A 24,265-nucleotide genomic window follows, 5' to 3' on the forward strand; every position below is an offset into this window, starting at 1 on the left:
GGCCGCAGGTCTCCTACCAAAGCCGGAAGGTGGCAAGGGGCGACGCGGCGGCGGGGCTCGCCGAGGCCCGCCCCACCACGACGGCCTGGCCGACGTCCAAGTCGCCGGCCAGCACCTCCGTCATGCGGCCGTCGCTGATCCCGAGGCGCAGCGGCACCGGGGTCGGCTGCCCCTCCGGTCCGAGGACGAAAACCTGACCGGGCGTGCCCGGCTGATGGGGCGCAGCCCCAGCCGGGCTCGCGACCGCTCCCTGCGCCATGGTTTCGGGGGCGGATTCCGGCGGCCGGTACCGCAGCGCCGTGTTGGGCACCTTCAACACGTCCGTCTTCCGGCCGACGACGACCTGGAGATTGGCCGTCATCCCGGGCAGGAGGGCTTCGTCGGGGTTTTCCGTCGCGATCACCGCCGTGTAGGTAACCACGTTCTGCACGGTCTGGGGAGCCTTGCGGATCTGCTGGACGGTTCCGGTGAACGACCGGCCCGGATGGGCGTCCACCGTGAAAGTGACGGGCTGCCCGATGGCAAACCGGCTGACGTCAGCCTCCACCACCGAGGCCTCGACCTGCATCTGCCGCAGGTCCTGCGCGATCGTGAACAGGGTCGGGGCTTGCAGGCTGGCCGCCACGGTCTGCCCGCGGTTGACGCTGCGGTTGACCACGGTGCCTGTGACGGGAGCACGGATGAAGGTCCTCTCGAGGTCGATCTGGGCTTGGCGCAGGATCGCTTCCTTCTGCGTCACCTGGACTGCTGCCGCGACGAGTTGAGCCTCGGCCATCCTGGCTGCCGCTTCAGCGGCACGGATCGCCGAGGCCTGTGAAAGCTCCTGGGCCCGCGAGGCCGCGAGCTGGGCCTGGGCCGAGCGATGCGCGCTCTGGACGCGCTCCCAGTCGCTGGCCGAGACGATCGCGCGCTCCGCCAGCGACTGCTTGCGGTCGAGGTCGCGCTTGGCGTCGTCCGCCGCCAGTTCTGCCCGTACGGTCTGCGCCTTTGCGACCGCCAGGGCCGACTTGGCATTGTCCAGTTCGGCGCGGACCCGCTCCACCTCGGCCTGGTGGACCGGCAGGCCGGCCCGAACCGTCTTGAGCTCCGCCTGTGCCTGAGCCATCCGGGCCTCGTAGATTTCCGGGCTGATCCGCGCGATCACCTGGCCCTGGGTGACGGCGGAATTGAAGTCGACGAAGAGTTCGCTGACTTGGCCCGAGACCTGCGACCCGACCTCCACGAGCACGACGGCATTGAGGGTACCGCCGGCGGTAACGGCGGAGATGAGATCACCTCTTTCCGTTGGGACCGTTCGGTAGGCCGACAGCTCCCGACCGCCTGGAGCGGGCGGCATGGAGCCTCGCATGCCCGACAGGACGGACGGCATGGCGCCCTCCGGGACCAAGTCGCGCGCGGGCAACAGCACCCCGGCCACGATGAGGACCGCAAGCAGGAAGATCCGTGTCATGGCGGTTGTCCCATGGCTATGCCCGGCACCCCGCAAGAGGGTGCCGGGCCATGATCACGGGAGCCGGGGGCGTCGCCGCCTCCGGCTCGGTTTCGAGGGACCGCAGGGCGCCTAGAACTGGCCGGGCGGGCACTTGTCGCTGCCCGTCCCATCGCAAACTGGACCGCTCGTCTTGTTGTCGATATTCCCCTGGCCACTGGTCGCCGAGGTGAATTTCGGATTCTTGCCTTCTTCAGTGCAGATCACCTCGCCGTTCACACGGTCGAACTCACCACCCTGCGCCTCGCATTGTTCCTGGGACGGCGAGACCGCCCATGCGGCAGGGGGCGCAATCGCGAATGCGGCCGTGGATGCAAGGATGGCGAACGAAAGAATGCGCGGCATGACTGCCTCCTGTTCGAAGCGAAAGGTCACATGAACTGGGGCCTAGAACTGCCCGGGCGGGCACTTGTTGCTGCCTGTGCCGCCGCAGTCGGTGTCCTGATCCTGCTCCTGCTTGTTGCTGATGTTCCCCTGGCCGGTCGTCGTCGTGGTCGTCGTCTCGGTGAACTTCGGATTCTTGCCTTCTTCTTCCTCGACGATGATACACTCCACCTGCCCGCCTGATTTGGTGAAGGTGCCGCCTGCCGCCTCACACTCCCGCTGGGAGGGGGATTGTGCCCATGCGCCAGGTGGCGCGATAGCAAACGCGGCCGCGGATGCGAGAATGGCTAGTGAAAGAACACGCGTCATGATTGCCTCCCATCAGAAGCAAATGGTCACAAATGGTCATATGAGCCGAGGCGGTGCCTAGAACTGCCCGGGCGGGCACTTGTTGCTGCCCGTGCCGCCGCACTCGGTGTCCTGCTCCTGCTTGTTGCTGATGTTGCCCTGGCCGGTCGTGGTCTCCGTCTCGGTGAACTTCGGGTTCTTGCCTTCCTCAACGATGACACACTCCACCTGCCCGCCTGATTTGGTGAAGGTGCCGCCTGCGGCCTCGCACTCCCGCTGGGAGGGGGATTGCGCCCATGCAGACATAGGGGCCATGGCAAACGCGGCTGCGGATGCAAGGATAGCGAGCGTAAGAACACGCGTCATGACTGCCTCCTTCTAGAAGCAAAAGATGTGCATGCTGGCCGCGAGTACTTGAATATACGTTCCTCCAACATGATCACTGGAGCATGCGTACTGATATCGCGGAAGGATATTTTGCGCCCTTGCCTCTGCGATAGCAACAGAACCAGATTAACTAGTATGGAAAATAAGTATTATATGATGGTATAGAAAAACATATGTTATTGCTAAGTATATACTTGAGACAATGATTAAATTATTTGCTTTATTTCTGAAAATTGCCACAAATATTCTATATTTGGGAAGTAAAACATGCCGTATGGGCGCACTTTATCTTCGCAACGCCGGATAATGTCCCTCAGCATGCGGGAAATAGCAGCATTGCGGTGCTACGGACCCGCCGCTGCGGCCCGTTCTCCTAGGCCGCATGGATCGGCTTCGACGGTCGTGAACCTATTGCGTGCATCTCCCCGCAGCAACCGCTGGAGGACCACGTGGGCCTCTTTTATATGAGATTTATATTTTGCCTCCGCGCGGGCGTCCTCGCGTGGAACGCTTTTACATCGAGAGCGTAGGTCTTCTGCTGAGGTCGTCTCGTTCCAGACGGTTCATTTGCAGGCCGTTTGCTTGCGGTGCCACGCGAAAAGGGTGCGGGACTTCGTTGAGGCGCGCGGTTCCCAGCATCGGCCATGGGTGGAGATGAAGACCCATGCGCGATGCCGACAGCAGGGCTGCCGGACCCATCAACCGTGACGTTCCCTTGGCGGAAGGCTTCCAAGGCTTCTTTCGGGAACTGCCATCCGGTCCATGGCCTTTCGGAATTGCGCTGGCGGTGTTCGTCGGCACACTCGGTTCCACGCTGCTCGCGGAGGATGTCGTCGGCGTCGATGTCATCGACACCATCTTCCTCCTCGCGATCGGGGCCGTAGCGATCCGGTGTGGACTATGGCTCTCGCTCGCCTGCGCCGCCGTCAGCGCGCTGGCCTACGACTTCTTCTTCGTCCCGCCGCTCTACGCATTCAAGCCAATACGTCCGGAGAACGTCGCCACGTTTTCAGTCTTCCTACTGGCTGCGGTCATTGCCAGCTACCTGGCCGCACGGATCCGCGCCGAGACATTCGCGGCCCAGCAATGCGCGGCCACGGCCGAGGCGCTCTACGCCTACAGCCAGCGGATCGCGACGATCACGGATCTGGACGAGCTGCTTCAGGCCACGGTGCAGCAGATCGCCACGATGCTCGATCTCGAGGCCGTGCTGCTGCTGCCTGGTGCGACGGGACAACTCGCGGTTCGGGCAAGCACCTCATCCTGGCGGGAGATCGAGGCGTCAGCGGATGGTGATCCTGGCGTCCGGCGCGCCGACGTCCGGTTTCTGGACCTGCGGACGAACGACGCGGTGATCGGCCGGGTCGGGATCGCGCGACGCGCGACGCGCAATGCAAGAAATGAAAGCCTCCTGACGGGCGACCGGCAGAAGACCCTTGAGGCCCTCCTCAGCCAAGCCGCCGTCGCGATCGAGCGCATCCGGTTCGGGCGGGAGCGGGACGAGGCCCGCCTGGCGGCGGAGACCGAGCGGCTGCGCGCGGCCCTGCTCACCGCGCTCTCGCACGACCTGAAGACGCCGCTCGCGTCGATCCTGGGCGCGATCACCGCCTTGCGGCAGGACCGGGACCTCTACGGCAAGATGGCCCGTGACGAGCTGGAGAGCATGATCCAGGACGAGGCCGAGCGGCTCAGCCGCTTCGTGACGAACCTGCTCCACATGACCCGCCTGGAAGCAGGCGCCATCGTCCCCGACCGCCAGCCCGTCGACCTTGGCGAGGTGATCGGCTCGGCCCTTCGGCAGGCCGCCCCGGTGCTGGGTAGCCACCCGCTTGAGGTCGACCTCGACCTGGACCTGCCCCTGCTCGACCTGGATGCCGGCCTGCTGGAGCACGTGCTGGTGAACCTGCTCGACAACGCCGCCAAGTACGCGCCGGCGGCCTCGCCCATCACGCTCAGGGCGCACCAGGAGGCCGGGGGCGTTGCCGTCGCGGTCGCCGACGAGGGGCCGGGCCTCCCGCCCGGTGATCCCGAGCAGGTGTTCGAAATGTTCCGCCGGGCGTGCGGCTGGGACCGGCCGGCGCCCGGCACGGGGCTGGGGCTTGCGATCTGCCGCGGCTTCGTCGCGGCGCTCGGTGGCAGGATCCGGGCCGCCAACCGGGCGGGCGGGCCGGGGGCGGTCTTTACCATCACCTTCCCGGAGGCCCTCTTCTCCGCAGTCAAGGCCAGCGATCCGTGAACGCCGGGAGCGCCTCCATCCTGGTCGTCGATGACGAACCCTCCATCCGCCGTCTCCTGCGCACCACCCTCGCGGGCCATGGCTACCGCATCCTCGAGGCCGCGAGCGGGCAGACAGCCCTGGACATGCTGGCGCGCGAGCCGCCCGACGTCGTTCTGCTCGACCTGGGGCTGCCCGGCCTCGACGGCGTCGAGGTGATCCGCCGCCTGCGCGGCTCGGGCTCGCGGGTGCCGATCATCGTGCTCTCGAGCCGCAACGGCGAGGCCGAGAAGGTCGAGGCCCTCGATCTTGGGGCCGACGACTACGTGACCAAGCCGTTCGGCATGGCCGAGCTGGTGGCGCGGATCCGCTCGGTGCTTCGCCGACAGGTCCGGGAGCAGGGGGCCGAGCCGGTGTTCAGGAGCGGCGACCTGACCGTGGACCTCACGCGCGGGCTCGTGCGGGTGGGCGGCCGGGAGGTGGGGCTGACGAACAAGGAATGGGACATTCTGCGCCTGCTGGTGAGGAACGCCGGCACGGTGCTCACCCACCGGGCGATCATGCGGGAGGTCTGGGGAACGAAGGGGGACGTGCAGTACCTGCGTATCTACGTGCGCTCCCTGCGCCAGAAGCTGGAGCCGGACCCGGAGCAGCCGCGCCACATCCTGACCGAAACCGGCATCGGCTATCGGCTGCGGACCGACGACTGAGGCCGGAGTGGCGCTCGAGCTGAAGATGGGCCTCGCCCCTGCTGGAATGACCGCAACCATGTGAGTGTGAGCATCCTGAAACCGGACTGCTTTCCTGACCTATCCTGTCCGGTGACAAATCAATCGCGACAGCCATCAATAATCCAGCTTGGGTGCGATGATGGGATCGGATCCTGTGCTGCTGAGAGCACTGCCATGTGGCTGCGGGCACGCGACAGGGCTCAGGCAGGTCGGCGACTGCTCGGCGACGTTGGGGAAGGCCGAGATTGCGCCTTAGTGCCGTTCGGTAGGCATCGCTCGTCATCCTGCTGGGCCACTATTGGCTGGCAGAAGGGTGAGCGCACGGCGATCTCTCAAGGTGCAGTCCTTGAAGGGGTTCCTCGGGCTCAAGTCTCGCGGATGAGCCAGTTCCGGATCATGGCGGTGGTGGCGAGCAAAGCTGCCCCGGCAACGGCAAAGACAAAGACTTCCATCAGAACGTGCGGGAGCAAGTCGCCTTCAGGGACATAGTGCCATGAAGGCGGGCAGAAGGCATGACAGAATTGTTCCATGATCGCCAGGAGCATGCCAAGCAATCCGCCGTACGTACCAAGACGAACAGCGTCCCAGCGGCTCCTGTCATTAGGCATATTGTCGTTCTCTGTTCAATATAGACCCAGTGAATCCGTACGCTATTTCACGCTGGATGCTCGCACAGACGCTGCTGATCCGTGACGCATTGGTATTGGACCAGTCTCTCAAACGGATATTGCCGGTGGAAGACTAAAAAATGTCCTTGTCTCGCCCTGTGCAGGCCCGGATTTCTCTTTTGCCTTGGCCGGACATCTTGAGTTGAAGGATGTCACATGCAGCAGGATGAGTTCTTTCCTCTCGACGCCATTCCGCCCCGGGTGCGCAGAGCGATCTTACACGAGTTTCAGGGGCGCTGGCCCACTGTTCAGGAAGTCTCCCAAATCTCCGATCGCCACTGGTTGGCAACGCCCGACATCGGCCCCTCCACCCTGGAGAAGATTCACTGTGTCCTGCGCCCACAGCCGTGTCAGGGCGACAGCGCCTCACCCCAACTGACCGATGCCGAGTTGTTGACTCGGCTTGAGTTCCTCCAAGAGGAGCTTCGGCGCATCCAGCGCACCTTGAATGCCAGATCGGCAAGACTTCAAGAAAGCTCCTCCAGAGCCAAGGGCGTGTGAGTTCTCCTCCTCATGAGGTCCTCACGACGATGCCGGTCTCCGATCCGGTTAAGGCGCCCGCAAACTCGACGCCTGCCGTGCCCGGTCTGCCAGGCGGCGGCTTCCAGATTACGAGAATCGGCCGTCGCAGTTTGCCCCAATGAGCCAATGGCTTGCCACTTTAGGACCCAAGACGAGGCGTGAGCGCCCATGTCGCGGGTTGCGCCGCATCGGAACAGAGGCGTTCATGCGATCCGTCCCGGTACGAATCCGCGCCTGCCTTCACCTTGCTGGTCAATGTGTTGCGTACCTGGGACTGAAACAGACGTAACCGACATGGCGAAGGCCGGAGGTGTTCATGTGCCGGCGGCTCGGGTTGGAAGGACCGCTAATGGCACTGGGCTGACCTTATCCCAAGTTCCGCGATTGCGCGCTGAGCGGACTTTCCTTTGATCCGCTCAATGTTATACTTTGACGTTATACTTTGACCCGTTGCAGACGTCCAATAGTCCATGGGTTGGAGGCAAACCGTGGGTGGAGATCTGTTATCGGCCTTCGGGTCAGTGTTCTAAATGTTCAAGCCTCTGGGTCAGGCCGGGGAGGCCCCGCCTCGGAGACACATCAGAGGACGGCTTCGATGAGAAAGGGGCCGCGGCGCAACAGAGCGCCCTCGAAGAGCCGCACGAACTCCTCAACCGTGCTGGCGCGTCCTGCCTCTACGCCCAGGCCCCTCGCCATCGCAAGCCAGTCGAGCGCCGGCTCGTCGACGGTGAGCATGCGCTGCGCATTGCGGCCGAACTCGTTCACGCCGACATTGCGCATCTCGCCCTGGAGGATCGCATAGGCGCGGTTCGCGAACACAATGGTGATCACATCGAGGTTTTCACGCGCCTGCGTCCACAGCCCCTGTACCGTGTACATGCCGCTGCCGTCAGCCTGGAGGCCGATGACCTTGCGATCGGGGCAGGCGATCGCCGCGCCAGCCGCAAGCGGGATGCCGATGCCGATGGAGCCGCCGGTGATGTGCAGGTAATCATGTGGCACACTGTCCTGCGATAGGGCGAAGAACTGTCGGCCCGATGTGATGGCCTCGTCGCAAATGATGGCGTTCTCCGGCATCATTCGGGCGACGACGCGCGAGATTGCATCCGCGGTCAAACGCCCCGCCGGCAGCGGGTCTGCGAGAGCAGCGGACCGGAGGATGGGCGCCGGCCTATCCGGCCGCACCCCGAGTTCGTCTGCAAGCCAGGCGAGAGCCCCCTTGAGGTCCTGCCCGAGCTGTGCCAGCTCGATCACCTCGCAATCGTCACGCACGAGCCGCCCGGGCTTGCCCGGATAGGCGAAGAAGGCTACCGGCACCTCAGCGCCGACAAGGATCAGCACCTCGACGTCACGCAGCATCTCCAGCGCCAGATCGATCGGATAGGGAACCCGCGCGACCGGGACGCGGCCGACGCCGCGCTCAATGCGTCCGTTGAATGCTTGGGCGGTCAGCCGCAGCCCTGTAGCTTCAGCGATGCGGCCGGCAATTTCGAGCGCATCCGCCCGCAGGGCCCGGCTGGTGAGCATGAGGGCTGCGCGCCGGCCCGAGCGGACGGCGTTCGCCGCTGCCAGGACCGCCTCTGCCGCCAAGGGCTCCGGCTTGGGGACTACAGTCCGCTGGATCGGCCTCTCCGACACCGCGCCCCAGGCGGCATCGGCGGGCAGGATCAGGGTCGTGATGCCCGGCAGGGACATGGTCGCTTGATAGGCTGCGGCCGTATCCGGCCCGACGCTCTCGGCATCGGCGATCCGCCGGACCCAGTGCGACATCGGTCGGGCGAGGCTCTCGATATCGCTCGTCAGCGGTGCATCATGTTGGAGATGATAGGTGGCGTGATCGCCGACCACGTTGATCATCGGCGTATGGGCGCGCCGTGCATTATGGAGATTGGCGAGCCCGTTGGCGAGCCCGGGTCCCAGATGGAGGAGAGTGGCGGCCGGCCTGTCGGCCATTCGGGCGTAGCCGTCGGCGGCGCCAGTGACCACGCCCTCGAACAGGCCGAGCACGCAGCGCATCCGCGGCTTGCGGTCGAGCGCCGCCACGAAATGCATCTCGGAGGTTCCGGGATTGGCAAAGCAGACGTCCACGTCGTTCGCGAGCAGCACGTCACACAGGCGGTCGGCACCGTTCATATCGTCCTCGCTTGTCGTATCTCGGCCCAGGAGCCGAGGGGGATCGTATCCCTCCGGTCGGGAAGCCGTGCGCATGCCATTCGGCGGCTTTCCAAGTCCTGTTCTGCCATGGCCTGAAAGGCCCTGCGTCAGGCCAGAACACGCCCTTATGTGATGACGAAGACTTGGGCCTCCTCGTACTCAGCTCGGGCAACTTGGAAGTGGAGTTCCAGCCAGAGTGCATCGCTTACCGGATGGCCCGTCGATGTCATCCTTGCGTCGATCATGGGATATCTCATCAGCCTATGGTAGCGCAGCCACGAACCCTGGTCCTGTCACGATGCCTGATTGATCCCGCCACAACTGTTGATAGGAGGCAGTAACTGCGCAGAACATGCCTACGCGAGCCAACTGCCGCTCTGCACGAGGTTACTTTGGCTCCCGCGTGCGGGAGCCTGGGAAGTTTGAGCCCGTCCCGATAACCTTTCGGGTGCCCCTGAAAATCCCCCTACAAACTTCCATTCTGACCGCGATGCAAAGGTCCTAAACTGGCACGGGGCGGAAGTAAACCAAACGTCGGCTCAAGAAAGGAACAGCAGACGTCCCTGAAGGATCGGCAATTTCCTTCCGTGGCCCCATACAGACCTTGCGTGTTCAAATCAGAAGAGCAGCTAGGCTTGAGTGCCGATGCGCACCCGAAAGCGTCCACGCCCCTACCGAGTGTTCGGGCTTTGGAGGAACGCGAGCAGATCGAGCGCGACATCGTCCGGCGCCTCCCACTGGGGATCATGGCCGATCTCGGCGCTGATCTTGACTATCGCGCCGGGGATGCGCGTGGCGAGGTGCTCCTGCTCGTCCCGCGAGAAGACGCCGTCGCGGTCGCCGCCCAGGATCAGAACCGGGCAGCGGATCCGGGCGAGATCCGGTTCGGGATCGGCCGCGAGAAGGCCAGACAGCGCGGCCTTCCAGACCCGCGCCGGGAGCTTCAGGCTCTCGGCCACGATTCGCTCGAAGAACGCCGCCGGCACCGGGCGGTGGATGGTGCTGGCCTGGAAGGCACGGACGAAGTCCTCGCCGATAGGATCGTCGAGCGCCTCGACCTCCCGCAGCAGGTCCTGAGTGATCGGGTTGCACGCTGTCGCGGCCGAGCCAACGAGGACCAAGCGTTCAACGCGCTGGGGAGCTTGAGCCGCGACTGCGCGGGCGATGAAGCTCCCCATCGAATGGCCGACCACGGCGGCCTCTGCGATGCCGAGCAGGTCTATGAGCTGGATGGCGTCTCTGGCTAGATCGGCGGGCGCATAGCCATCAATGGGTCGGTCCGAATCTCCATGCCCGCGCTGGTCCGGGACGATCATATGCCAGTCCGCCGGGAGGAGCGGGAGAATGCGGCTGAAGGATACCCAGGAGTCGGAATAGCCGTGCAGCATCAGCACGGCCCGGCCGTCCTCCGGCCCCTGCTCGGCCACATGCAGGCCAAGGCCAGACGGCAGGTGATATTTCGCGAACCGCAGATCGGTTGACATGGCCGCCAGTGTACCGTGGGGGAGAGAAGACGAGCAATGGTGGCCTGCCTGTTCAGCCTTCAACGGATCTGGATGGTTCCGCTCTACGTAAGATTAGGATTGTCGCCCTCTGGCACTTCCCTGAAATACGCCGAACGTCCGCTCATGTGTGGAGCAGCAGACTGTCCCAAGGCACTTGCAGGTTCCTGGGGTGACCGAGAGTGTGCCAAAACGCTGACGGGGCCTTGCCAAGGGCAGCTTTATGTCTTGCAGGTTTAAACGAGCCGAGGATTTCCCAGTGTAAGGGCGTCGAATTGTACAAACATTTCGTTGAGATCAGGCTGCTTTGGGTTTTGACACAGGCTCGACCCATTCCGGACTTTGCCGTTCCGGAGTTCCAGCAGGCCTGCTGCGGACCGGATGGGTTTGACTGGTTGTTTGTCGAGATCATGCGCACGCTGCTGGCCCGTGAACTGCACTCGGATCAGGGAGACCGTTGGCGCGATGAGTGGCCAAGTGGCATTGCCACCTCGCGCAGGCCAAGGAAACACCGGGGACTTCATCCGCTATGACCTAGGGGCATTCGTGGTATGCTGCGCTCGGCTGCGGGGCGTTCTCGAACGGGAGGCTCTCATGTATGCCGTGATCCGCAAGTTCAACAAAATGCGTTCGGTTGATGAGGTCGCCCGGCGGGCCGAGGCCGGCCTCGCGCCGATCCTGCGGCAATCGCCTGGGTTCCGGGGCTACTATGTCGTGAATGGCGGCAACGACGTCGGCGTTTCGATCAGCCTGTTCGATACCCAGGACGCAGTGCAGGAGGCGCATCGGCGCGCCATGGCCTGGATCAAGGACAACATCAGCGACTTCTATGAGGGTGAGCCCGAAGTGACCATGGGCGAGGTCGTCGTGAGCGTTCCGGGCCAAGGGGCAACGGCCGCCTGACCTCAGGCATTCCTCGACAAGCGAGTCGGTTGTCCGGCTCGCATCCCCGCAGGGGATCCTGCCAAGAGCAGGGATGGCCGGCGACAGTTTTGAGGAGCAGGCAGGCACCATCATCCTCGTGACAGTGATGCTGGCCATCGTGAGCTACTCGTTCCTGATGGACATCGTCCCTCGAACGTGAATCGGCCCACGAGGCTCAGTTTCCAGCGCAAGGGCTGACCGCCCAGCGCCTGAACCCCAAGCCCATTCCATAAACGCCGTCCACACATACCTTCCGCGAAATTCACGAGGCTGGTTCCTCATGCGCGTTGGTCTCGCCCTAACCCCTATTGGGGAGGCGCGCAGGCCTGATCCTGCCCAAAATCCGGCGCAGGGTGAGCAAATCGCTGTGACGCGGGCGCGCTCGCGGCGGCATCGGAGGCGGACATGTCGATCGATTTCCGGAGGCTTTTGTTCTTTGGCGACAGCATCACCGATGAAGGGCGTCTGCTAGAACCGTTTCGGCCTGACCCGCCCTATGAAGGCGGCCGCTTTACCAACGGCCTCGTCTACGCCCAGGTGCTGACCCAGGAACTCCAGGACTTCGGCGTCCGATCCAACAACTACGCCTATGGCGGCGCAAACGCCGTGCCGTCGGAGCCGCAGCAGTACGTCATTGGCCTCGATGCCCAGGTCACGGAATTCGAGATCGGCTACCTGTTCGGCGCGCCGAGCGGCAGTGCCGCCGTGATCTTCATCGGCGGCAACGACTATCACGACGTCAACCCGAACGATCCGACGATCGTCAACAGGGTGATCGAGCGCATCGATGACGCGGCCGGGCGGCTGGCGCGCCGGGGCGTCGACGAACTCATCCTCTTCAACCTGCCGCTCTCCTCGCAGATTCCCCGCTGGCAGCTCCTGTCCCCCGCCGAGCTGGCGGCCGAGGACACGATGATCGACGCCCACAATGACCGCCTGCTGACGCTCAAGGCTGCCTACGACAGTGCCGGCGTGCCGACCACCATCGTCGACGTCGAGCGCCTCCTCCACGAGGTCCGCGGCGAAATCGAGACCTTCGGCCTGAAGGCATACGACGCCCCCCTCTACCTTCTCGACGAAGACGACAGGCCCGTGCGGAATGGGGCCACGATCCAGTTCGATCCCGACGAGGTCGCCTTCTTCGACCCGGTCCATCCCTCGGCCGCCGGCCACGGCATCCTCGCGGCCTTTGCCGAGGCGACCTTGCGGGCCGACCGTGTCACATTCCGCGGGGATGCCAACAATGTCGTGAGCGGTATCTCCGGCGCGGACTTCGTGGTGGCGGGCCTGGGCAACGACTCGGTCCTCGCGGGAGCCGGCAACGATGTCGTCCTTGCCGGCATCGGCAATGACACCGTCAGTGGCAGCGACGGGTCCGACCTCGTCATCGGCGGCCGCGGCAATGACGTGCTCACGGGCTCCCTCGGCAGTGACCTCCTTGCCGGCAACGCGGGTAATGACACCGCCAGCGGCGGCGACGGCCATGACATCCTGCTCCTCGGCGTCGGCCTCGACAGCGCCAGCGGTGGCACCGGCAACGACCTCCTGATCATCACCGATGACGCCCTGAGCGGTTTGGATACAATCATCGGCGGGACGGGGACCGACACGCTGCGGCTGGAGGTCTCCCAAAGCGTCTACGACTCAGCCGCCTTCCAGGCCGAGGTGCGGGCCTTCGTGCCCGGCGCGGAGACGGCGCTCTCGATCGGCGTGACGGTGCGCGAGGTCGAGCGCCTCGAAGTCTATGTCGATGACACCCTAAAGCTCTTCGCCGGCCTCGCGGCCGCCAGCCAGGGCACGACCGCCGCGGCGCGGCTGCGGGACGGGGACCTGTGGGGACTGGTGTGAGCGGGCCGGGCGGATCAAGCCCAATCAGGTCTCGAAGGTATACCCTGAAGGTGAAGGGCAGCCTTGAGGCGGAAACGGGCCACGCGGTCCTGGGGATGCTCGCCCGGGAACCCTGATGTCCTCCTGCTTGATCTCGGCCTGGCAGATCTCGACGGCGTCGAGGTGATCCGCCGCCTGCGCGGCTCGGGCTCGCGGGTGCCGATCATCGTGCTCTCGAGCCGCAACGGCGAGGCCGAGAAGGTCGAGGCCCTCGATCTTGGGGCCGACGACTACGTGACCAAGCCGTTCGGCATGGCCGAGCTGGTGGCGCGGATCCGCTCGGTGCTTCGCCGACAGGTCCGGGAGCAGGGGGCCGAGCCGGTGTTCAGGAGCGGCGACCTGACCGTGGACCTCACGCGCGGGCTCGTGCGGGTGGGCGGCCGGGAGGTGGGGCTGACGAACAAGGAATGGGACATTCTGCGCCTGCTGGTGATGCATGCCGGCTAAGTGCTCACCCATCGGGCCATCATGGAGAAGGTTTGGGGGATGAAGGGGGACGTGCAGTACCTGCGTATCTACGTGCGCTCCCTGCGCCAGAAGCTGGAGCCGGACCCGGAGCAGCCGCACTACATCCTGACCGAAACCGAAACCGAAACCGGAATCGGCTATCGGCTGCGGACCGATGATTGAAGCTGGATCGACTTGCAGGCGGCGGCGCCCCAGCCCCCGTCTCACCCAGCCTGACTGACAGTTCTGCTACTTTGCGCAACCAGCGATATTTCAATTTGGGTGCCACATGAACTTGTGAACCGGGAAGGTCTGTTCATGGCACTCCTGAGCCTACGTCCGAAGGCAGCAATCCTCGCGTAACCAGACACTCCTCAAGGGCCGCGAATTTCATGGCCTGATCCACTCCGGACCATCCTGAGGTTGGGACACGTGGCTGACGGAGCGATTGTTCCCACCGCCGACGACGGAAGAAACCGCTTCGGCAAGTTCAGCGCGACGGCGGGCTCGAAGTCCCGAAAACGGACCTTCCTTCGAATGCCCCTGTCCTTCCATTGGACCGCAACAGACCTTTGCAGTGACCGCTTCGCGGATCCTGTTCCTGTCGAAGGCGGCTCTCTCGTGAAGCGTCGCCACATGACCGTCTCAGTGGTATCATGAACCAGCACGGTCGCGGTGTCGGGCAGCCGGATGGTGCATGTCGCGTCAATCGCCCAGGCTTCATCCGGCGGATCTCCTGAGGGAGAGACAGCCATGGCGACTGCAAGAGCGGAGCGGCGGCTGGCCGCGATCCTGGCCGCTGACGTCGTCGGCTATTCCCGCCTCGTCGAACATGACGAGGCTGGGACGTTGTCGGCCCTGAAGGTTCTGCGCCGGGAAGTGATCGATCCGCTGCTGGCCGAGCATCAGGGCCGTATTGTCAAGCTGATGGGCGACGGTGCGCTTGTGGAGTTCGGCTCGGTCGTCGATGCCGTCGCGTGCGCGCTCGCCATCCAGAAGGGCGTTGCCGAGAATCAGGCCGATATCCCGACGGAGCGACGCATCATCTTCCGGATCGGCGTCAATCTCGGTGATGTGATCCACGAGGTGGATGGGGATCTCTACGGCGATGGTGTCAACATCGCGGCCCGCCTTCAGACCCTGGCGGATCCAGGCAGCCTTTGCATTTCCGGCACGGCGTACGATCACCTCCAGGGCAAGCTTGACTGCGACTACGAGTACCTCGGCGAACGCGCGCTCAAGAACATGGAGCGGCCGGTGCGACTGTACCGCCCCCTTCCGGAAGGGACGACCGCACGAACGGCATCGCCCAGGCCCGCACTTCCGGACCGACCATCCATTGCCGTGCTGCCGTTCAACGCCATGAGCGCCGACCCGGAGCAGGACTTCTTCAGCGATGGGCTCACCGAGGACATCATCACCGCGCTGTCCAAGCTCAAGGGCTTCTTCGTGATCGCCCGCAACACGATGTTCACCTACAAGGGAAAGACCGTGGATGTGCGCGCCATCGGCCGCGAACTCGGGATCCGCTATGTTCTCGAGGGGAGTGTCCGCAAGTCCGGCAACCGCATCAGGGTGACTGCGCAGCTCATCGATGCGGCCTCCGAAGCCCATCTCTGGGCCGAGAGGTACGACGGCGACCTCGGCGACATCTTCGTCATTCAGGACGAAATCACCGCAAGCATTGTCGGCCGTATCGGGCCTGAACTCATGGCGGCAGAGCATGCCCGCGAAAGCCCCAAGCCGCATCATGGCCTCGATGCCTGGGAATGTGTCGTGCGGGCGAGGTTCCTGTGTTCCCAGTTGTCTAAGGAAAGCAGCCAAAAGATGCTCCCTCTGCTCGATCGGGCGATCGGGCTGGCTCCCGATTATGCCCAGGCGCTCGCCATGAAAGGTTGGATTACGATGTGGCGCGCGTTCCAGGGGTGGGAGGACATGGGATACGCCCTGGCCCTTGCCGGGGATGTCGTCCAACAGGCCATTGCCGCGGACGACAAGGAACCGTGGGCTTACCTTGCGCAGACGATGATAGCCTATGCGATGCGTGACGATGCCCTGACGATGGCAGCGGTCAGCCAGGCTGTCGCGATCAACCCCAACTCCGCGTTTGCCCACGGCCAGTTGGGACTTGCGCATGCCAACGGGGGCCGCGCGGCGGAGGCCATTCCCTGCATCGACTACGCCCTCAGACTGAGTCCGCGCGAGGCTTTTCTCGGCGACTTTCAGTTCTACTACGCCATGGCTTACTTCCAGGGCGCGAATTACGAGCTTGGATTGAGTTATGCACGGGAGGCGCATCGCTTGCGGTCCGGCCATGCATATCCGCTGATCATCGGCACGGTCTGTGCCGGACTTCTGGACAACCACGAGGCTGCCACGGATTTGCTCGGGCGGCTCAAGTCGCTGGTCCCTGACATCTCACGGGACGCGGTCGAAGCAGCATCTTGTTTCGTCCGCGCCGAGGATCGGGCGCGCCTGATCGAGGGACTTGCCCGAGCCGGCCTGGATTGACGGGTTGGATTGACCTCGAGAACCGATCGCTTCCCGGTGAGGGGCGTTCCCGGCAGCATGTCGCGACGACTTTCGGAGGGGCATTGCAGATAAGGCGAGCTTGCGGCTTGTGGTTATATAGTTGCGAGACTGAATGTTGCTCGAGCTACTGCTGCCATACTGCGCGAGCTGCGAGAGATGATTGACCGTGCTTCCGAGTGTAATCTGGGTAGCCGACGCTTTGTCCGTGGCGATCAAGGAGGCTTCGATGGCTGATCCTGGTACCGATGCGAATGATGTGCGCGTAGCCAATGACGCCTTCTACAAGGCGCTCTCTGCCGGCTCGATCGAGGACATCTCGGCCGCGATGCCGACGGACCGGCGATTGCCCGAGATCGCAACCGTCAAGTAGGGCTCGGAGCCCCGAGAGCAGTCAACCTCACCATGCCAGATCCGGAAACGCCGCCAGATCGGATCCGATGCGCCTGGCAGTCTTCCATCCCGGTGGAACCAGACGGAGGATCCTCAGGACGGAGCCATCAAACGATCTCTTTTCAGGCTGCGTGGGCCCTCAGCCCGTTCCAAGGCGCCTCACCGGAGACATCAACCTGCTCCACCCCCATGTCGCCGACGCAGGGTCCGAGAATGGCCACGACCTTAGCGTCATCGGTGCCGATATTGAAGGTAGCGTGCACGACCCGGGGCGGCATGAAGACGCTGTCTCCCGGACCCAGAATGCGCTTCTCCTGCTCGATCCAGTGCTCGACGATGCCGGAGACCACATAGATGAGCTCTTCCTGGTCGGCATGGTAGTGGAAGCCGTGTCCCTTGCCGGGGAAGAAGGTTCCTTCCAGCACGGTGAACTTGCTGGCACCTGTTGAGGCCGGATTGCTCAACCAGCCGAGCCGCAGGATCTCCAGTTCGTCCCGCCTGACGTCATCCTTGAGTATGAACTTGCCGGGCATAGGCGATCTCCCTTGCCCCCGCTCGAGGTCAGGATGCGCCTGAGCTGTCCCGAAGGAAAGAACGAATATGGTCCGCATTCGCATGACCATGGGACCGTGAATGCCGTGCGATCATGGAGCTGGGCTTACGACGATAAGCAATCCTCGGGAGCATTTCAGGGACAGGGTGTTTGGTGGCCTTTGCTGCCGAATGCCGGGTAAATCCAAGCGCCGCGCTACGATATGGGCTTTCAGAAGTTGGCACCAGAACATTGGGAAACCCGTAGCGAACCCTTGTGCTGCGCCTGCTGCCTCTGGCCTGCTGCCGCTGGTTAGAGTGCCCGAGGGCAGTAGGGGAGCTACAGTGCTGGGTCTTTACGAAGACACCGTCGGGTTCTCCGAGGGACTCAGGGGGCTTAGATCATCCTGGCGGCAGTCGCGTTCATTGGCGCTCCGAGAAGCCCCGAGTGTCTTCAGGGAGGTGCGGAACTCCGCCGCCCCTTGGATTCCTCGTGGGCGGGCGGGTATGCTCGGCTTCTGGTGGTTCCTGTTCCGAGCCGAGTTCTTCCTGGCGCTCCTGTCGAGGGCAGAGGAGTGTTCGTTGCGATGACGTTTCCGCCTGCCTCACCGCTCCCGTCCACGGCGTTGCCCACGCCTGACAGAGACCGCGAGGAGCTGGATCTGCTTTTGCGCGGATTTCAGGTATCTCGCATGCTCAGGCTGGTGGCCGATCTTGGGGTCGCGGACAAGATCCCGACCGATGGCCATCTCACAGTGCAAGAGCTTGCAACGACCTGTGCGGTCCTGCCCGAGCAGATGCTGCGCGTTTTGCGTGCACTGGCGAGCTTCCAGATCTTTCAGGTCTCAGCGGACGGCAAGGTCGCACACACACCGCGCTCGCGTCTGCTTCGGACAGACACACCGAACAGTCTGCACCAAGCAGCCCGCTTCTGGACCGGGCGCGGTTCCTGGGGGGCTTGGGGCATGCTGGATGTCGCGATGACAGGCGGCATACCCCATGAGGCAGCCTGGGATATGAGCCGCTTCGATTATCTGCGGCAGCACCCGGACGAAGCCCGCATCTTCGACGCCATGATGGCGAACTATCCTGACAACCGGCATGCAGCGATTGCCGAGGGCTATGACTTCTCCGGCGCGGGACTGATCGAGGACATCGGTGGCGGTAACGGCGCAACGCTGCGCCGCATCCTGACTCGCTTCCCCACCGCGCGTGGGCTTGTCTTCGACCGCGAGGACGTCATCACCGCCATTCTGCCTCAGGACACGATGCAGGGGCGGATCTCCGCGCAAGCCGGCAGTTTCTTCGACGCCGTGCCGGGTGGGGCCGACATCTACATGCTGATTTTCGTTTTGCATAACTGGGACGATGAGGCTTGCCTGCACATTCTGCGAACCTGCCGGGCCGCGATGAGCCCACACGCGTTATTGCTGATTGGCGATCAGATCCTGGAACCCGATCCGGCGCTCGGGCAAGTGGCGACGTATCTCGTCGACATGCAGATGATGGCCATGTTCGGCTGCGCCCGCGAACGCACGGAAGCTGAGTTCCGCAGCCTGCTCGAACAGTCCGGATTCTCGTTGCTCCGTGTCATTCCCATTGCGTCGCCAGCCTCGCTCATCGAGGCTGCTCCGGCAGCATAGAGTATTGCAGTATGGGATCAGTGGTCGCCCTGTCGAGGGGCATCGCGTTGATGACCGTCTTCACTACGATACCCTGCCGCATGAACTCTCGGATGGTGTCGCTCACGTCGCGGTAGTCGCGTCGTAAAGCGCTTTTGGGATCGGTGTAGGGCTGGTCCTTGATGGCGAGGTCGAGATCGACGGCAAGTACACGGGCGGCCACGTCCGGCCCGAGAACAAGGCCGAGGACCGTGTGGATCGCCGCCTCAAGCAGAATCGCAGCCCGGACCGTCTCTGCGCCTTGGCCATCCGCCAGAGAGGTTTCCTCGGCCAGACCTTTACTCGCGTTATCCGCCTGCAAGAGGAGGCCTTCCTTCTCCAGGCTCTGGGCATGTTTCAAAGTGCCTGCGGTTACTCGGACTAGCTGACTGGTCTCGGCTTAGGGGGCGGGGCACCACGCGGCGATGCCGCAGGTCAGCACTGGCACTGAGCCGAAGGAATGCTCTGGTCCGCTTAGCGGGCAACAGGTGGACTTTCCCGATTCTCACCCTGTCCTGACCCGAGAGAGGTCTTGGCTGTCTTTTTTGTGGCGTAGAGGACCCATCGCGGATGCCCCGCATTTACATGGATCGCACTGAATGTATCTCGTAAATCCGGCGAACGCCCGTGTTCGTCAGTGGAGCGGCAGGAATGCAGGACCAGCGCATCGGTGCAAGCGTTGCCGCACCCGAGGCGAGACGCCGGGACACCGCTGGAGTGTGGTGGGCATCTCAATAGTCGAGCATCCCGCGAGCGTGTCAGGACGCGGAGACTGGATGGTCTCAAATGAGCGCTCCCTCAGTGCACAGACGGTTGGCGGCCATCCTCGCGGGAGATGTTGTGACCTACAGCCGTCTCATGCGCCTGGACGAGGCCGGCACGCTTGCGGCCTGGAAACTGCACCGCTGCGAGCTGATCGACGTCAAAATTGCCGAGTATGAGGGGCGCATCGTGAAGCTTGTCGGCGACGGATTTCTGGCAGAGTTTCCGAGCGTCGTGAATGCCGTTGCCTGCGCCGCCATGATCCAGCGGGGAATGAGGGAGCGCAATGCAGGCGTCCCGCAGGACCGCCGGATGGAGCTTCGCATCGGCATCAACCTTGGCGATGTGATTGTCGAAGCTGACGACATTTACGGGGACGGCGTCAACGTGGCTGCCCGCCTCCAGACTATCGCGAAGCCCGGCGGAATCGTTGTCTCGGCCTCCGTGCGGGAGAACGTCGGCACGCGGCTTGACCTGCACTACCAGGATATGGGTGACCAGTTTCTCAAGAACATCGACAGACCGGTGCACGCCTATAGCGTGTGCCTCGGAGCGGCCCCAACAGCCCGGGCAGCCGGTGCCGATGCAGACCGGTGGGAGCGAAACGAGATCGAGAAGCCGGCGATCGCGGTCCTCCCGTTCAGCAACATGAGCGGGGATCCGGAGCAGGAGTACTTCAGCGAGGGAATTACCGAGGATCTGATCACCGACCTGTCGAAGATCTCGGGCCTCTTCGTGATCGCGTACCACACGGCTTTCAGCTACAAGGACAAACCTGCGAACGTGCGGCAGGCGAGCCAGGAACTCGGGGTCACCTTCATCCTGGAAGGAAGCGTCCGAAAGGCCGGCTCGCGTGTGCGCATCACCGCGCAGCTTGTCGACGGCAGGAAAGGCGGTCACCTCTGGGCCGAGCGCTATGACCGTGATCTCACCGATATCTTCGCCATCCAGGACGAGATCGCTCATTCGATCGTTGACCAGTTGAAGGTCAAACTGCTGCCAGAGGAGAAATCGGCCATCGGCCAAGTGCCGACCCACGACGTCGAAGCCTATGGATATTACCTACGCGGTCGGCAGTTCCTGCACCGGCATTCCAGGCCCTACTACGTTCTGGCGAAACGTATGTTCGCCAAGGCGGTCGAGCTCGACCCAAACTATGCGCGGGCCTATGCAGGGATCGCGGACTGTGACTCGTTCCTGTTCCTCCACTACAACACCGATGTGTCGATCGAGGGCATTCTCGACACCAGCGCCAGGGCTCTCGATCTGGAGAGTGGCCTCGCCGAGGCGCACGCCTCGCGGGGCTTGGCTCTCTCGCTTTCAGAGCGCTATCCGGAAGCCATGGCAGAATTGGAACGCGCCACCACGCTCGATCCAAACCTCTTCGAGGCGCATTACTTCCTTGCAAGGGCTTGCTTTGCTCAAGGGAGCCTCGAGCAGGCGGCCAGGCACTTCCAGCGTGCAGCGGATCTCAAGCCCGATGACTATCAGGCCTTGCTCGTGCTGGTTGGAACTTTGCGGGCGCTGGGGCGAGACCAGGATATGAGAAGGGCAGCGCGGGAAGGTGTGGCCCGCGCAGAACGCGACCTGGCGTTGCATCCGGAGAACTCAAGGCCAGCATATCTGGGTGCCGTCGGGCTTGCCGCTCTCGGCGAGCCCGATCGTGCCAAGGAGTGGGCGGAACGTGCTCTGGTCATCGATCCCGACGATAGCCTGACGAAATACAACGTGGCCTGCTTCTGCTCGCTGGTGGGCGAACACGAACGAGCAATCGACCTGCTTGTGGAGCTTATGCCCCACGCCACGCGGGAAAGAAAACGGTGGGTACAGTACGACTCCGATCTCGACCCGATCCGGAGCCATCCGCGGTTCCAAGAGGTGGTCGAGTTGCTTGAGAAAGCGCCACGATCCTGATGTGGCTCCTTGACTGCGGGCGGAAGAGGACAGCAGCGGCGACCTCTTGATGGGTGAGGCAGGCGACTTTATGCCGGATCGCGGCTCCCCGGCTTCAGCCGACGGTAAGTTCTTACACTCCGACGGCGTCCATGATCCGAAGCAGGGCCGTCCCACCTGTCCGGACGCAAGCAACTGGTCAGTTACGGTACCCATTTACAGCCCCGCGTGCCGGGGGTCACCGAGGACGGGATATGCCTGTACCGCGCCAGCCGATCCGACTGTCAGAGTTTTGCGCTCAAGCTTCGTTGTCGCCCGAACTTGGGCCGACTACATCAACACTGTCGACCCCAACCGATCGCCCGGTGAGCCGAGGGTTTGCACCAGGCGAAGGCAGACGGCGGATCTCCTGATGGGGCGGCTGTTCCGGCATCGGGCAGAAAAGGCCGCCAACGTTGACCTGAACACCGCGAGTCTTGTCGGCCTCAAGTTGCGCGCACCCTCAGACTGCCGGTGGATTCAATCGCGCGAAACCTTCCTGGCGGCGGTAGGGAAAGTACGGGTAGGGCGCGGTGACGGCACTCGCCGCATCCAGGCGCGCTATTTGATCTGGGGTAAGTGCCCAACCGACAGCACCCAGGTTCTGGTGCAACTGCTCCTCGTTGCGGGCGCCGATAATGACTGATGACACCGTCGGCCGTTGCAGCAGCCAGTTGATGGCGATCTGCGGTATGGTCTTGCCAGTTTCGTTCGCGATCTCATCAAGGGCGTCCACGACGCGGAACAGGTGGTCATCGTCGACCGGAGGGCCGAAGGCGGCGGTCTCGTGCAACCGGCTGCCCTGCGGCAGCGGCTGTCCCCGCCGGATCTTCCCGGTCAGCCGTCCCCAGCCGAGCGGGCTCCACGCCAGGGCTCCGACTCCCTGATCCAATCCGAGCGGCATGAGCTCCCATTCGTAGTCGCGCCCGACCAGAGAATAGTAGACCTGGTGGGCCACGTAGCGGGGCCAGCCATGCCTGTCCGCGACAGCGAGCGACTTCATCACCTGCCAGCCCGAGAAGTTGGACACGCCGACATATCGAACCTTGCCGGCCCGGACGAGATCATCGAGGGTCGCCAGCACCTCCTCGACCGGCGTGCCTGCATCAAAGGCATGCAATTGCAGGAGGTCGATGTAGTCGGTGCCGAGACGGCGCAGAGCCGCCTCGCAGGCCCTGATCAGGCGAGAGCGGGAGGAGCCTGCATCATCCGGCCCGTCCCCTATCGGGAGGCTGGTCTTCGTCGAGATCATCACCCGGTCGCGGCGGCCCTTGATAGCGGCGCCCAGGACCTCCTCGGACGCTCCATTGGAGTAGACGTCGGCTGTATCGAACAGCGTCACACCGGCCTCAAGGCAGATGTCGATCAGCCGGCGTGCCTCCTGCGCATCCGTTTGGCCCCAGGCACCGAAGAGGGGGCCTTGGCCGCCAAAGGTGCCGGCCCCGAAACTCAGAGCCGGAACTTTCAGGCCGGATGTCCCCAGTCGTCTGTACTCCATGTCGAACTCCTGTCCTGAACGGCGTGAGCGTGCCGCCGGGGAAGACATGAGCCATTTGCGGATCTTTGCGTAGGCGGCGTCTTCTACTATCATCCATAAGCGGAATTTAGAGATGGACGTTGATGGACCGCTTCGCGGCGATGGCCACCTTCGTGCGGGTGGCGGAATTGGGCAGCTTGTCGGCGGCCGCCCGTGAGCTTGGCCTGACGCAGCCGGCCGTGAGCCAGCAGATCGCGGGCCTCGAGCGTCATCTCCGGACCCGCCTGCTCAACCGCAGCACGCGAAAGCTGACGCTGACGGCAAGCGGGGAGACATACCTTGCCCGGGCCCGGCAGATCCTGGACGAGGTGGCCGAGGTCGAGGACGACCTTCTCAGTCTCTCAAGCGAGCTCAAGGGCAGCCTGCGCGTGCAGGCACCCAGCGGACTGGGCCAGAAATATCTGGCTCCTCTGATCGTGGACTTCCACCGCCGGCACCCGGGTCTGACGATCGACCTGATCCTCGACGACCATCTGGCCGATCTGATTGAACAAGGCGTGGACGTGGCGCTGCGTCTTGGAGCACTCGCTTCCGCGAGTCTCGCTGCGCGGAAGCTCGGATCCATCTCGCGCATCCTCGTCGCTTCACCGGGCTATGTCGCAGCCCATGGCAGTCCGGCGACGCCAGACGAACTCGCCCGGCACGACCATGTCCGCTTCAGTTGGGCGTCAGCGGGCGAGCATCTGACCCTGATCGGTCCTGAGGGCCCAGTCACCGTCGATGTCAGATCAAGCTTCCGAGCCAACAACTCGTTCGTTCTCGTGGAGGCGCTGCGAAGGGGGCTCGGCGTCGGCGGAGTGCAACTGCCGTTGGTTCAGGACCTGCTTGAGAACGGCGAGCTAGTGCGGGTTATGGAAGACTATGCCTATCCCCCGATGGACCTGCACGCGGTCTATTCGTCAAGGCGTTTCGTCCCCCGCAAGGTCCGGGCTCTTGTCGATCATCTCATTGCAAGTCTGGCGCAGGTCCCTGGACTGGAGCTGTCACCGCGTTTTACCGAGGGGTGATCGTGAGTAGGACACTCACTTCGTTGCCTCAGACAAGGTCCGGAGCATCGGCTGTATTTGACGTCCAACACCGCATCACAACATTCCTTAGCGCATGAACTGAGCGATCTCGCATTCGACTGCGCGGCATTAGACGGCAATGGGACAGCCGGCTGATAAGCACGAGGAAGGTCGTCTCATGGCACATTTACGAAGTAGAACGAATGTCTGTTGACGCAGGGGACAACAGACATTCCCGAGGCGTTCGCACTTTCTTCGGATGACCGAGAGTGTGTCAAAACGCTGACGGGGCCTTGCCAAGGGCAATTTTATGTC

21 protein-coding genes and 1 pseudogene are annotated in these 24,265 nt (G+C 63.5%); 13 read left to right on the forward strand and 9 right to left on the reverse strand.

What is annotated here, in order from left to right:
- Positions 1-13 precede the first annotated feature (13 nt).
- From JO965_RS10540 to JO965_RS10555, 4 genes are all read right to left on the reverse strand, one after another.
- Positions 14-1,450 (reverse strand): efflux RND transporter periplasmic adaptor subunit, encoded by a 1,437-nt coding sequence (locus tag JO965_RS10540; protein WP_203443576.1) that lies wholly within the window; start codon positions 1,448-1,450, stop codon positions 14-16.
- A 111-nt stretch (positions 1,451-1,561) separates the two neighbouring features.
- Entirely contained in the window at positions 1,562-1,834 is a 273-nt protein-coding gene (locus tag JO965_RS10545) for a hypothetical protein (protein WP_203443577.1), read from the reverse strand.
- A gap of 42 nt (positions 1,835-1,876) precedes the next feature.
- Positions 1,877-2,182, reverse strand: a complete 306-nt coding sequence (locus tag JO965_RS10550) for a hypothetical protein (protein WP_203443578.1) — start codon at positions 2,180-2,182, stop codon at positions 1,877-1,879.
- 57 nt (positions 2,183-2,239) lie between these two features.
- Positions 2,240-2,527, reverse strand: a complete 288-nt coding sequence (locus JO965_RS10555; RefSeq protein ID WP_203443579.1) for a hypothetical protein — start codon at positions 2,525-2,527, stop codon at positions 2,240-2,242.
- A 685-nt stretch (positions 2,528-3,212) separates the two neighbouring features.
- Between JO965_RS10555 and JO965_RS10560 the strand changes: the two genes are divergently transcribed.
- Entirely contained in the window at positions 3,213-4,784 is a 1,572-nt protein-coding gene (locus tag JO965_RS10560; protein WP_203443580.1) for an ATP-binding protein, read from the forward strand.
- Complete coding sequence (locus JO965_RS10565; protein WP_203443581.1) at positions 4,781-5,473, forward strand: response regulator; 693 nt, start codon at positions 4,781-4,783, stop codon at positions 5,471-5,473. The genes JO965_RS10560 and JO965_RS10565 overlap by 4 nt, the downstream gene beginning before the upstream one ends.
- Positions 5,474-5,859: 386 nt before the next feature.
- Here the strand turns inward: JO965_RS10565 and JO965_RS10570 are convergent, their stop codons facing one another.
- Positions 5,860-6,102: a hypothetical protein gene (locus JO965_RS10570; RefSeq protein WP_203443582.1), complete on the reverse strand. Its 243-nt coding sequence runs from the start codon at positions 6,100-6,102 to the stop codon at positions 5,860-5,862.
- A 216-nt stretch (positions 6,103-6,318) separates the two neighbouring features.
- On the opposite strand from JO965_RS10570, the gene JO965_RS10575 reads away from it, so the two are divergent.
- Positions 6,319-6,663 carry a hypothetical protein gene (locus tag JO965_RS10575; RefSeq protein WP_203443583.1) on the forward strand — a complete coding sequence of 115 codons (345 nt, stop codon included), beginning with the start codon at positions 6,319-6,321 and terminating at the stop codon, positions 6,661-6,663.
- A gap of 600 nt (positions 6,664-7,263) precedes the next feature.
- On the opposite strand, the gene JO965_RS10580 is transcribed toward JO965_RS10575, so the two are convergent.
- Entirely contained in the window at positions 7,264-8,817 is a 1,554-nt protein-coding gene (locus JO965_RS10580) for an acetolactate synthase large subunit (protein ID WP_203443584.1), read from the reverse strand.
- Positions 8,818-9,509: 692 nt separating this feature from the next.
- Positions 9,510-10,322, reverse strand: coding sequence for an alpha/beta fold hydrolase (locus tag JO965_RS10585; protein ID WP_203443585.1), 813 nt, complete (start codon positions 10,320-10,322; stop codon positions 9,510-9,512).
- Positions 10,323-10,817: 495 nt separating this feature from the next.
- On the opposite strand from JO965_RS10585, the gene JO965_RS10590 reads away from it, so the two are divergent.
- From JO965_RS10590 to JO965_RS10610, 6 genes are all read left to right on the forward strand, one after another.
- Positions 10,818-11,243, forward strand: coding sequence for an antibiotic biosynthesis monooxygenase (locus JO965_RS10590; RefSeq protein ID WP_246776807.1), 426 nt, complete (start codon positions 10,818-10,820; stop codon positions 11,241-11,243).
- Between the two features lie 426 nt (positions 11,244-11,669).
- On the forward strand, positions 11,670-13,112 hold the full coding sequence (locus JO965_RS10595) for an SGNH/GDSL hydrolase family protein (RefSeq protein WP_203443586.1): 1,443 nt from the start codon (positions 11,670-11,672) through the stop codon (positions 13,110-13,112).
- 63 nt (positions 13,113-13,175) lie between these two features.
- The gene (locus JO965_RS10600; protein WP_371826852.1) at positions 13,176-13,598 is read left to right on the forward strand and encodes a response regulator transcription factor; all 423 of its coding nucleotides are present in this window, start codon (positions 13,176-13,178) and stop codon (positions 13,596-13,598) included.
- Between the two features lie 39 nt (positions 13,599-13,637).
- Complete coding sequence (locus JO965_RS49315) at positions 13,638-13,781, forward strand: winged helix-turn-helix domain-containing protein (protein WP_371826853.1); 144 nt, start codon at positions 13,638-13,640, stop codon at positions 13,779-13,781.
- A 570-nt stretch (positions 13,782-14,351) separates the two neighbouring features.
- Positions 14,352-16,109: an adenylate/guanylate cyclase domain-containing protein gene (locus JO965_RS10605; protein WP_203443587.1), complete on the forward strand. Its 1,758-nt coding sequence runs from the start codon at positions 14,352-14,354 to the stop codon at positions 16,107-16,109.
- A gap of 247 nt (positions 16,110-16,356) precedes the next feature.
- Positions 16,357-16,500 carry a hypothetical protein gene (locus JO965_RS10610; RefSeq protein ID WP_203443588.1) on the forward strand — a complete coding sequence of 48 codons (144 nt, stop codon included), beginning with the start codon at positions 16,357-16,359 and terminating at the stop codon, positions 16,498-16,500.
- 142 nt (positions 16,501-16,642) lie between these two features.
- Here the strand turns inward: JO965_RS10610 and JO965_RS10615 are convergent, their stop codons facing one another.
- Positions 16,643-17,053, reverse strand: coding sequence for a cupin domain-containing protein (locus JO965_RS10615; RefSeq protein ID WP_203443589.1), 411 nt, complete (start codon positions 17,051-17,053; stop codon positions 16,643-16,645).
- Between the two features lie 585 nt (positions 17,054-17,638).
- On the opposite strand from JO965_RS10615, the gene JO965_RS10620 reads away from it, so the two are divergent.
- The 3 genes and pseudogenes from JO965_RS10620 (at position 17,639) to JO965_RS10630 (ending at position 21,388) form a co-directional block, all read left to right on the forward strand.
- Positions 17,639-18,694 carry a methyltransferase gene (locus JO965_RS10620; RefSeq protein ID WP_203443590.1) on the forward strand — a complete coding sequence of 352 codons (1,056 nt, stop codon included), beginning with the start codon at positions 17,639-17,641 and terminating at the stop codon, positions 18,692-18,694.
- Between the two features lie 157 nt (positions 18,695-18,851).
- Positions 18,852-19,097 (forward strand): annotated as a pseudogene (locus JO965_RS49320) (transposase); the annotation flags it as partial.
- A 401-nt stretch (positions 19,098-19,498) separates the two neighbouring features.
- Positions 19,499-21,388 (forward strand): adenylate/guanylate cyclase domain-containing protein, encoded by a 1,890-nt coding sequence (locus tag JO965_RS10630; RefSeq protein ID WP_203443591.1) that lies wholly within the window; start codon positions 19,499-19,501, stop codon positions 21,386-21,388.
- 481 nt (positions 21,389-21,869) lie between these two features.
- On the opposite strand, the gene JO965_RS10635 is transcribed toward JO965_RS10630, so the two are convergent.
- Complete coding sequence (locus tag JO965_RS10635; protein ID WP_203443592.1) at positions 21,870-22,904, reverse strand: aldo/keto reductase; 1,035 nt, start codon at positions 22,902-22,904, stop codon at positions 21,870-21,872.
- Positions 22,905-23,026: 122 nt separating this feature from the next.
- On the opposite strand from JO965_RS10635, the gene JO965_RS10640 reads away from it, so the two are divergent.
- Positions 23,027-23,950 (forward strand): LysR family transcriptional regulator, encoded by a 924-nt coding sequence (locus tag JO965_RS10640; RefSeq protein ID WP_203443593.1) that lies wholly within the window; start codon positions 23,027-23,029, stop codon positions 23,948-23,950.
- Positions 23,951-24,265: the final 315 nt, after the last annotated feature.

This window comes from Microvirga sp. VF16, from assembly GCF_016864375.1.
Lineage (GTDB): Bacteria > Pseudomonadota > Alphaproteobacteria > Rhizobiales > Beijerinckiaceae > Microvirga.

Coding starts and splice junctions, on each gene's coding strand:
- JO965_RS10540 (WP_203443576.1), bottom strand. CDS start 1,450: ATGACACGGATCTTCCTGCTTGCGGTCCTCATCGTGGCCGGGGTGCTG.
- JO965_RS10545 (WP_203443577.1), bottom strand. CDS start 1,834: ATGCCGCGCATTCTTTCGTTCGCCATCCTTGCATCCACGGCCGCATTC.
- JO965_RS10550 (WP_203443578.1), bottom strand. CDS start 2,182: ATGACGCGTGTTCTTTCACTAGCCATTCTCGCATCCGCGGCCGCGTTT.
- JO965_RS10555 (WP_203443579.1), bottom strand. CDS start 2,527: ATGACGCGTGTTCTTACGCTCGCTATCCTTGCATCCGCAGCCGCGTTT.
- JO965_RS10560 (WP_203443580.1), top strand. CDS start 3,213: ATGCGCGATGCCGACAGCAGGGCTGCCGGACCCATCAACCGTGACGTT.
- JO965_RS10570 (WP_203443582.1), bottom strand. CDS start 6,102: ATGCCTAATGACAGGAGCCGCTGGGACGCTGTTCGTCTTGGTACGTAC.
- JO965_RS10575 (WP_203443583.1), top strand. CDS start 6,319: ATGCAGCAGGATGAGTTCTTTCCTCTCGACGCCATTCCGCCCCGGGTG.
- JO965_RS10580 (WP_203443584.1), bottom strand. CDS start 8,817: ATGAACGGTGCCGACCGCCTGTGTGACGTGCTGCTCGCGAACGACGTG.
- JO965_RS10585 (WP_203443585.1), bottom strand. CDS start 10,322: ATGTCAACCGATCTGCGGTTCGCGAAATATCACCTGCCGTCTGGCCTT.
- JO965_RS10595 (WP_203443586.1), top strand. CDS start 11,670: ATGTCGATCGATTTCCGGAGGCTTTTGTTCTTTGGCGACAGCATCACC.
- JO965_RS49315 (WP_371826853.1), top strand. CDS start 13,638: ATGAAGGGGGACGTGCAGTACCTGCGTATCTACGTGCGCTCCCTGCGC.
- JO965_RS10605 (WP_203443587.1), top strand. CDS start 14,352: ATGGCGACTGCAAGAGCGGAGCGGCGGCTGGCCGCGATCCTGGCCGCT.
- JO965_RS10610 (WP_203443588.1), top strand. CDS start 16,357: ATGGCTGATCCTGGTACCGATGCGAATGATGTGCGCGTAGCCAATGAC.
- JO965_RS10615 (WP_203443589.1), bottom strand. CDS start 17,053: ATGCCCGGCAAGTTCATACTCAAGGATGACGTCAGGCGGGACGAACTG.
- JO965_RS10620 (WP_203443590.1), top strand. CDS start 17,639: ATGACGTTTCCGCCTGCCTCACCGCTCCCGTCCACGGCGTTGCCCACG.
- JO965_RS10630 (WP_203443591.1), top strand. CDS start 19,499: ATGAGCGCTCCCTCAGTGCACAGACGGTTGGCGGCCATCCTCGCGGGA.
- JO965_RS10635 (WP_203443592.1), bottom strand. CDS start 22,904: ATGGAGTACAGACGACTGGGGACATCCGGCCTGAAAGTTCCGGCTCTG.
- JO965_RS10640 (WP_203443593.1), top strand. CDS start 23,027: ATGGACCGCTTCGCGGCGATGGCCACCTTCGTGCGGGTGGCGGAATTG.